The 7,972-nt window shown below is 69.6% G+C and carries 7 protein-coding genes; all 7 read left to right on the top strand.

Annotated elements, in window-relative coordinates; all coding sequences use genetic code 11:
- The first annotated feature begins 160 nt into the window (after nt 1-160).
- The gene (locus tag AC5JLE_RS02175) at nt 161-691 is read left to right on the top strand and encodes a gamma carbonic anhydrase family protein (protein WP_014038860.1); all 531 of its coding nucleotides are present in this window, start codon (nt 161-163) and stop codon (nt 689-691) included.
- Nucleotides 692-814: 123 nt separating this feature from the next.
- Nucleotides 815-1,504: an RDD family protein gene (locus tag AC5JLE_RS02170; RefSeq protein ID WP_049404933.1), complete on the top strand. Its 690-nt coding sequence runs from the start codon at nt 815-817 to the stop codon at nt 1,502-1,504.
- Entirely contained in the window at nt 1,501-2,493 is a 993-nt protein-coding gene (locus AC5JLE_RS02165) for a stage II sporulation protein M (RefSeq protein WP_014648779.1), read from the top strand. Before AC5JLE_RS02170 ends, AC5JLE_RS02165 begins: the two co-directional genes overlap by 4 nt.
- Nucleotides 2,483-4,099: a DUF4129 domain-containing protein gene (locus AC5JLE_RS02160; RefSeq protein WP_049404932.1), complete on the top strand. Its 1,617-nt coding sequence runs from the start codon at nt 2,483-2,485 to the stop codon at nt 4,097-4,099. The genes AC5JLE_RS02165 and AC5JLE_RS02160 overlap by 11 nt, the downstream gene beginning before the upstream one ends.
- Complete coding sequence (locus AC5JLE_RS02155) at nt 4,096-5,280, top strand: DUF4350 domain-containing protein (protein WP_496064980.1); 1,185 nt, start codon at nt 4,096-4,098, stop codon at nt 5,278-5,280. The genes AC5JLE_RS02160 and AC5JLE_RS02155 overlap by 4 nt, the downstream gene beginning before the upstream one ends.
- The gene (locus AC5JLE_RS02150) at nt 5,277-6,263 is read left to right on the top strand and encodes an AAA family ATPase (protein WP_099475633.1); all 987 of its coding nucleotides are present in this window, start codon (nt 5,277-5,279) and stop codon (nt 6,261-6,263) included. The genes AC5JLE_RS02155 and AC5JLE_RS02150 overlap by 4 nt, the downstream gene beginning before the upstream one ends.
- Nucleotides 6,260-7,558, top strand: coding sequence for a DUF58 domain-containing protein (locus AC5JLE_RS02145; RefSeq protein ID WP_014648783.1), 1,299 nt, complete (start codon nt 6,260-6,262; stop codon nt 7,556-7,558). The genes AC5JLE_RS02150 and AC5JLE_RS02145 overlap by 4 nt, the downstream gene beginning before the upstream one ends.
- Nucleotides 7,559-7,972: the final 414 nt, after the last annotated feature.

Here is a 7,972-nt window from a genome sequence, read left to right as displayed (position 1 = left end):
GGTTTACGGCATGGGAAACCGCTACCACCCCTCGCGGGTCGTGCCGGCCGCTGGCCGCCAACCGCAGAATTCCAGGGGCGCATCATGCGGTTGCCGGCCCGCGGCCGGCACTACCACGCAGGTATCATCGCGGTGAACGCCCTGATTTCTGGAGACACCGATGAACCCGCTGCGCCCCTTCCGCGACAAGATGCCCGTCCTCGGCGAGCGCGTGTACATCGATCCGGCCTGCACCCTCATCGGTGACGTGGAACTGGCCGAGGACGTATCAGTGTGGCCGGGTACGATCATCCGCGGCGACGTCAATTACGTCCGCATCGGTGCGCGCACCAATGTGCAGGACGGCACCATCATCCACGTCAGCCACCACAGCCCGTACAACAAGGCCGGCTACCCGACCCTGATCGGCGAAGGCGTGACCGTCGGCCATGGCTGCATCATCCACGCCTGCACCATCGGTGATTACAGCCTGATCGGCATGGGCGCCTGCATCCTCGATGGCGCCCGTGTGGAACGCCATGGCTTCGTCGGTGCCGGAGCGGTGGTCGGCCCGGGCAAGGTGGTCGGTGAAGGTGAGCTCTGGGTGGGCAACCCGGCCCGCCCGGCGCGCACGCTGAGCGACAAGGAGATCGAGTCGCTGCACTATTCGGCCGACCACTACGTGCGGCTGAAGGACGAATACCTGGGCTGAACGGCCAACGCCGCCATGCGGCTCTGCTAAAGTCTGGGCCCGACCAGGACCTGTCGAGACCCCCATGCCTGTGGCTGCCTGCCGGAGAGGACTCCGCCGCCCACAACGAAGGCCATCGCACTGATGGCCGCACCGATGCTCGATACCTACCGCGAGGTGGTGACGCCGGAGGGTGTGCCGCTGCAGTTGCCGGCGGCCGGACCGGTGCCCCGGGCGATGGCCTGGCTGATCGATCTGGGCGTGCGCATCGCGGTGCTGGTGCTGATGTCGATTCCGCTGGCACTGCTGGATTCGTTCGGCTCCGGGCTCGGCCTGGTGCTGATGTTCCTGGTCTACTGGGCCTACCCGATCGTCTGCGAAGCGCGGTGGGGCCGCACCCTGGGCAAGCGCGCACTGGGCCTGCGCGTGCTCGCGCGCGATGGCGCGCCGGTGGGCTGGATGGCCGCCATCACCCGCAACCTGCTGCGCACCGTGGACATGCTGCCGTTCGGCTATGCACTGGGCCTGATCAGCAGCCTGTTCGATTCCCACGGCCGCCGCCTCGGCGACCTGGTGGCCGGTACCGTGGTGGTGCATGCACCGGTGCTGTACCTGCCGCCTCCGCCCACCATCGACAGCGTGCTGGCCCCGCCGCAGCCGCTGCGACCGGAAGAACAGGCGGCGCTGATGGCCTTCGCCGAGCGCGCGCCGCGGCTGTCGGCGGCACGCCAGCAGGAACTGGCCGGCATTGCCGAGCCACTGACCGGCACCCACGGCCAGGTCGGCGTGCTGCGCCTGTATGCCATGGCCAACTGGCTGCTGGGGCGGCGATGAAGCAGGAACAGTTCGTCGCCCGCTACCAGCAGGAATGGCAGGACCTGGAACACTGGCTGCTGCTGCGCGCCGGTGCTTCGCGCCGCACGCGGCGCAAGGCCAGCGCGCTCGCGCTGGACGATACCGCCTTCCCGCAGCGCTACCGGCGCCTGTGCCAGCAGCTGGCGCTGGCCCGCGAGCGTGGCTACAGCCCGCAGCTGGTGCAGCGCCTGCAGCAGTTGATGCAGCAGGGCCACAGCGTGCTGTACCGCACGCCGCCGACGCGCTGGCGCGGTGCGCTGGAATTCCTGGTGGCCGACTTCCCGTTGCTGGTGCGCAGCCAGGCGCGCAGCATGTGGGTGGCGCTGGCGATGTTCGCGCTGCCGGCGCTGGCCTGCTTCGTGCTGGTGCAGGTCTATCCGGACCTGATCCACATGGTGATGGACAACCGCCAGATCGCCGAGATGGAGCGCATGTACGATCCGGCCGCCGAGCGCCTGGGACGCGACAGCGGCACCGACTGGATGATGTTCGGCCACTACATCCTCAACAACATCAGCATCGCCCTGCGTACCTTCGCCAGCGGCCTGCTGGCCGGCCTGGGCACGCTGCTGGTGCTGCTGTTCAACGGCGTGATCATCGGTTCGGTGGCGGGCCACCTGCAGCACATCGGCCATGGTGATCCGTTCTGGCGCTTCGTCGCAGGCCATGGTGCCTTCGAGCTGACCGCGATCGTGATCGCCGGCGGTGCCGGCCTGCAGCTGGGCATGAAACTGCTGGCACCCGGCCGGCGCAGCCGCCTGGATGCACTGGTCGAGGGCGGCCGCATCGGTGCGCGCCTGTGCCTGGGCGTGGCGTTCATGCTACTGGTGGCCGCGTTCATCGAAGCCTTCTGGTCGTCGATTGCCGACGTGCCGGCGTGGGGCAAGTTCAGCGTGGCCGGCATGCTGTGGGCCGGCGTGCTGCTGTGGCTGTGGCGCGGCGGACGCGGAGGCGGCCATGCGCATTGATCACCTGGACGTGGTGCTGCGCGCGCGCAGCGGCTGGGAAGCAATGGAGCTGGGCAGCGCCCTGTCGCGCCGCCACGCACGCGCGGTATGGGGCAGCTGGCTGCTGGCCAGTGCGCCGCTGTTCGTGGTCTTCAACGCGCTGGGCTGGTGGCTGGATGCATTCGGCTGGGCGTGGCTGGCGATGTGGTGGTGCAAGCCGCTGTTCGAACGGGCGCCGCTGTACGTGCTGTCGCGTGGCATCTTCGGCGAGCCGGTCGGTACGCTGGCGGCCCTGCGCGCGCAACGCAGCTGGGGCAATGCAGGTTTCTGGGGCTACCTGGGCTGGCGCCGTTTCAGCGTGCTGCGCAGCCTGTGCCTGCCGGTGAACCTGCTGGAGGGCAATGCGCCGGCCCAGCGCGGTGCACGCCGCCGTGCCGTGGCCGCTGGTGCGGCGGGTGCCGCCGCCGTGCTGACCGTGGCCTGCATGGCGTTTGAAGCGGTGCTGGTGTCCGGTGCGATCGGCGCGGTGTTCATGTTCATGCCGCTGGAGCTGATGTCCGAATCATGGCGTGCCGCGTGGGACATGATCGGCCAGGACACACCCGCCTGGGCGCGGGCGGGCTTCAACCTGGCGTGCTGGCTGGCCTCGGTGCTGATCGGTCCGTTCTACGTCGGCGCCGGCTTCGGCCTGTACTTGAACCGGCGCACGCAGATGGAAGCGTGGGACGTGGAGATCGCCCTGCGCCGCCTGCGCGAGCGGCTGCTGCCGGCGGCATCGACGCTGGCGCTGCTGCTGTGCCTTGCCCTGCCGCTGGCCTCCGCGCCAGTACATGCGCAGGACGCGCAGACGGCCGCAGAACAGGCGGACGATGCCGGAGAGGACGAGGACAGCGCGGAGGAACCGGCCACTGCGGCGAACGATCCGGCCAATGCACCGGCCATGATCTTCGGTGCAGCGCCAGTGGACACCGCCGGCTTCCGCCAGGCGGTGAACCGCGCCTATGAGGACCCGCTGCAGCGCCCGACCCGCCAGGTCACGCGCTGGAAGCCGATCGAGCAGGCCGAGGAAAAAAAGAAGGAAGACAAGCAGCTGCAGCGTGACACCAACAGCAAGGGTGAACGCAAAGCGCGCAAGGACGGCATCGCCTGGCTGGCACGCCTGGCCGAGTGGGGCCTGTGGGGCCTGCTGGGCGTCCTGCTGCTGGTGCTGCTGTTGACCGCACGGCTGTGGCTGCCGTGGCTGCGCGGCAGTGGCCGGCGCAAGGCCGAGGCCGCACCGCAGGTAGTGGAAGAACCGGTGGAACTGCCGGTCGTGCTGCCGCCGGACGTGGCCACCCAGGCCGGCCTGCTGTGGGACCAGGGGCGGCCGCGGCAGGCGCTGGCCCTGCTGTACCGCGCCAGCGTGCGCACGGTGGGCGAGCGCAGCGGCATCGCGCTTCCGCCCGGTGCTACCGAAGCGCAATGCCTGCGCGCGTCGCGGCGAATGCCCGATGCCACCGACCGTGACCTGTTCGCGCGCATCGTGCGCATGTGGCAGTACGCCGCCTACGGTGGCCGCCTGCCCAGCCGCGCCGATTTCGATGCATTGGCCGATACCCTGCGCCGGCAGTACAGGTGGCTGGCATGAGTCCGCGCCTGTTCTGGTCGCTGCTGCTGGGCGCGCTGGTGCTGTTCGGCGTGCCGCTGACGATCCTTTACCTGCGCACGCACGAACGCGTGACCGAGACCGTGCAGCTGCCGCCGCAGGGCGAAGCTGGCTACAACCCGCTGTACGTGCTGGGCCAGGCCCTGCGTGCCGATGGCATCGAGGTGCACTCGCGGCCGCGGCTGGACCTGCAGCAGATGGCGCTGGGCCCGCACGATACGGTGGTGCTGCTGCAGGACAGCAGCGAACTGCCGGCACCGGCGGCCAGGGCCCTGCTGGCCTGGGTTGATGGTGGTGGCCATCTGCTGGTGCGTACGCCGCCGCCCGCCGAGGACGACGCCAGCAGCACGCAGGGGCCCCTGCTGGACCAGCTGGGCGTGGAAAGCCTGTATCAGCAGAGCGACTGCCAGCCATTCCACGTCATCGATGATCCCAGCCACGTCGAGTTCTGCGGTGGCCGTCGCTTCACGCTGGGCTTTGCCGCCAATGCGCGGGCCGAACGGCGCTGGGGCAACGAGCACAGCCTGGTGTTCGCACGCCTGCACCATGGCCAGGGCAAGGTGAGCGTGCTGGCCGACATGGAATTCATGCGCGGCGAGGTGGATTCGCCGGCGGCACGCCTGGCGTCGGCCGCAGGCAAGGCCAGTGATGGCCTGCACGATCTCTCGCACCGCGACCTGACCCGTTACCTGCTCGACCCGAATTACGGCAAGGGAGCGTTCTGGCTGGTCTATGCCAGCCGCCCGCCGTCACTGTGGGCGCGCCTGTTCTACCAGGGCTGGCCGCTGTGGGCGCCGCTGCTGCTGGCCCTGCTGGGCTGGTTGTGGGCCCGCTCGCAGCGCTTCGGCAGCCTGCTGCCGTCGCCGGTGCTGGAACGCCGCTCGCTGCTGGAGCACGTGCGTGCCAGTGGCGAGCTGCTGCTGCGCTTCGGCCACGGCACGCGCCTGTACGACGCCGTGTTCGCCCTGTTCCTGCATCGCCTGCGCCTGCGCGCACCGGTAGCCGCTGCACTGGACGGTGCGCCGCGCGATCAGGCCATCGCCGAGCTGCTGAAATGGCCGCAAGGCCGTGTTGCCAGCGCGCTCACGCCCCCGCCACCGCACGATTCCTCCGCCCTGCGCGAGCGCATCCGCTTGCTGCTCCAGATGAGATCCCTGCTATGACCGAAGTCCCCGAGCTGCCGGCGGCCGCCAACGCCCGCCTGATCGAACGCGTCGATGCCATCCGCACCGCCGTTGGACACGCCTTCATCGGCCAGGCCGATGTACTGGACCAGATCCTGGTGGCGCTGCTGGCCGGTGGCCACGTGCTGATCGAAGGCGTGCCCGGTCTGGGCAAGACCCTGCTGGTGCGTGCACTGGCACAGGCCCTGGAGCTGGACTACGGGCGCGTGCAGTTCACCCCCGACCTGATGCCCAGCGACGTCAGTGGCCACGCGGTGTACGACCCGAAGAGCGAGAGCTTCAAGATCCGTCGCGGCCCGGTGTTCACCAACCTGCTGCTGGCCGACGAGATCAACCGTGCCCCGGCCAAGACCCAGTCGGCCCTGCTGGAAGTGATGCAGGAAGGCCAGGTGACCATCGAAGGCAAGGCCTTCACCCTGGCGCCGCCGTTCATGGCGCTGGCCACGCAGAACCCGCTGGAACAGGAAGGCACCTACCCGTTGCCGGAAGCACAGCTGGACCGCTTCCTGCTGAAGGTGCTGATCGACTACCCGCAGCTGGAGGACGAGAGGCGCATGGTGACCGCGATCACCAGTGGCCGTGCCGCCAGCGATTTCGACCTGAGCCAGGTGCCGCGTGTATTGGGGGCCGGCGAGCTGCTGGAACTGCAGCGCGCGACCGCGGCGATCACCGTCGATGACGAAGTGATCGACTACGCGGTACGGATTGTGGCGGCCACGAGGCAGTGGCCGGGCATCGCGGTCGGCGCTGGCCCCCGCGGCAGCATCGCGCTGGTGCGTGCCTCGCGCGCGCAGGCGGTGCTGGCCGGCCGTGACTTCGTCACGCCGGACGACGTGCGCGACATTGCGCGCCCGGCGCTGCGCCACCGCATTGCACTGGCCCCGGAGCTGCAGATCGAAGGCCAGGACGCCGACGACGTGCTGGGCGCGCTGCTGGCCAAGGTGGAAGCACCGCGCCGATGAGACCGGCCCCGCTGCTGCTGGCGCTGTTGCTGGCCTGGGCTGCCCTGGGCGGCCTGGTGCTGGGCGGGTGGCTGCCGCGCTGGAGCTGGGCGCTGGCAGCCGTCGTCATCGCGCTGCCCGCCTTGTGGGATCTGTGGCGGCAGTCGCGGCGTCCGTCGCCGCAGGTACAGCGCGAGCTGCCCGAAGCGCTGGCGCTGGGCGTGCGCCGCGAGGCGGCGCTGCGCCTGCAGGCCGAGCAATCGATGACGGTGCAGGTGTTCGACCTGGTGCCCGGCGGCTGGCCGCTGGAAGCGCTGCCGCAGCGCGTGCGCCTGCAGGCCGGTACGGCGTCCACCCTGCACTACCACCTGCAGCCGCTGCAGCGTGGGCACTTCCGCTTCGAGGGGGTGCACCTGCGCATGCGTTCGCCGTGGCGCCTGTGGTGGCAGCAACGCACGCTGCCGCCGGCGCTGGAGGTGCGGGTCTATCCGAACTTCGTGCCGCTCACCCGCTTCGCATTGTTCAGTGCCGACCAGGCCTCGCGGCTGGTCGGTGCGCACGTGAAGCGCCGCCGTGGCGAAGGCACCGATTTCCACCAGATGCGCGAGTACCGCATCGGCGACAGCCTGCGCCAGCTCGACTGGAAGGCCACCGCCCGTGCGCGCAAGCTGATCTCGCGCGAATACCAGGACGAGAAGAACCAGCAGCTGCTGCTGATGCTGGACAGTGGCCGGCGCATGCTGGCCAGCGAAGGCGGGCTCTCGCACTTCGACCATGCCTTGAACGCCTCGCTGGTGGTGGCTTACCTGGCGCTGCGCCAGGGCGACGCTGCCGGCCTGTACGCTGCCGGTGGCGAACGCCGCTGGGTGGCACCGCAGCGCGGCATGGGTACGGTCGAGCACCTGCTGCGCGCCAGCTACGACCTGCAGCCACGCGCGGTGGCCACCGATTACCTGGCCGCCGCCACCGAGGTGTCGCTGCGCCAGCGCCGGCGTGCGCTGGTGATGCTGGTCAGCAACGTGCGTGATGAGGACATCGAAGACCTGCTGGCGGCAGTGCGCCTGCTGCAGCGGCGCCACCTGGTGTGCGTGGCCAGCCTGCGCGAACGCGAGCTGGACGGCGCACTGGAGGGCGAGGTGCAGACACTGGAAGACGCCACCCAGGCCGGTGCCGCCGCGCTGTACCTGCAGCAACGCGCGAAGGCGCATGAGGCCCTGCGCAGCGAAAAGGTGATGGTGCTGGACGTGACCGCCGATGCCCTGCCCGGCGCGCTGGTGGAACGCTATCTGGCGGTGAAGCGCGAAGGGCTGCTCTGATACCCGCGATCGCTCTGGTAGGTGCCAACCTTGGTTGGCACGAAATCCACAGCGCCGACCGAGGTCGGCATCTACCAAAACCGGTTGCCGGCCAGCGGCCGGCACTACCCCTGCAACAACCGATGCATCGCCCTGGTAGGTGCCAACCTTGGTTGGCACGAAATCCACAGCGTCGACCAAGGTCGACATCTACCAAAACCGGTTGCCGGCCAGCGGCCGGCGCTACCCCCTGCAACAACCGATGCATCGCCCTGGTAGGTGCCAACCTTGGTTGGCCCGCCCACAGCGCCGACCAAGGTCGGCATCTACCAACGGCGGTTACCGGCCAGCGGCCGGCACTACCCCCCGCAACAACCGCCGCATCGCCCTGGTAGGTGCCAACCTTGGTTGGCACGAAATCCACAGCACCGACCA

The organism is Stenotrophomonas sp. (genome assembly GCF_059505245.1).
Note: the sequence above shows the minus strand (reverse complement) of the source record. Positions and strands in the feature narration are given on the sequence as shown.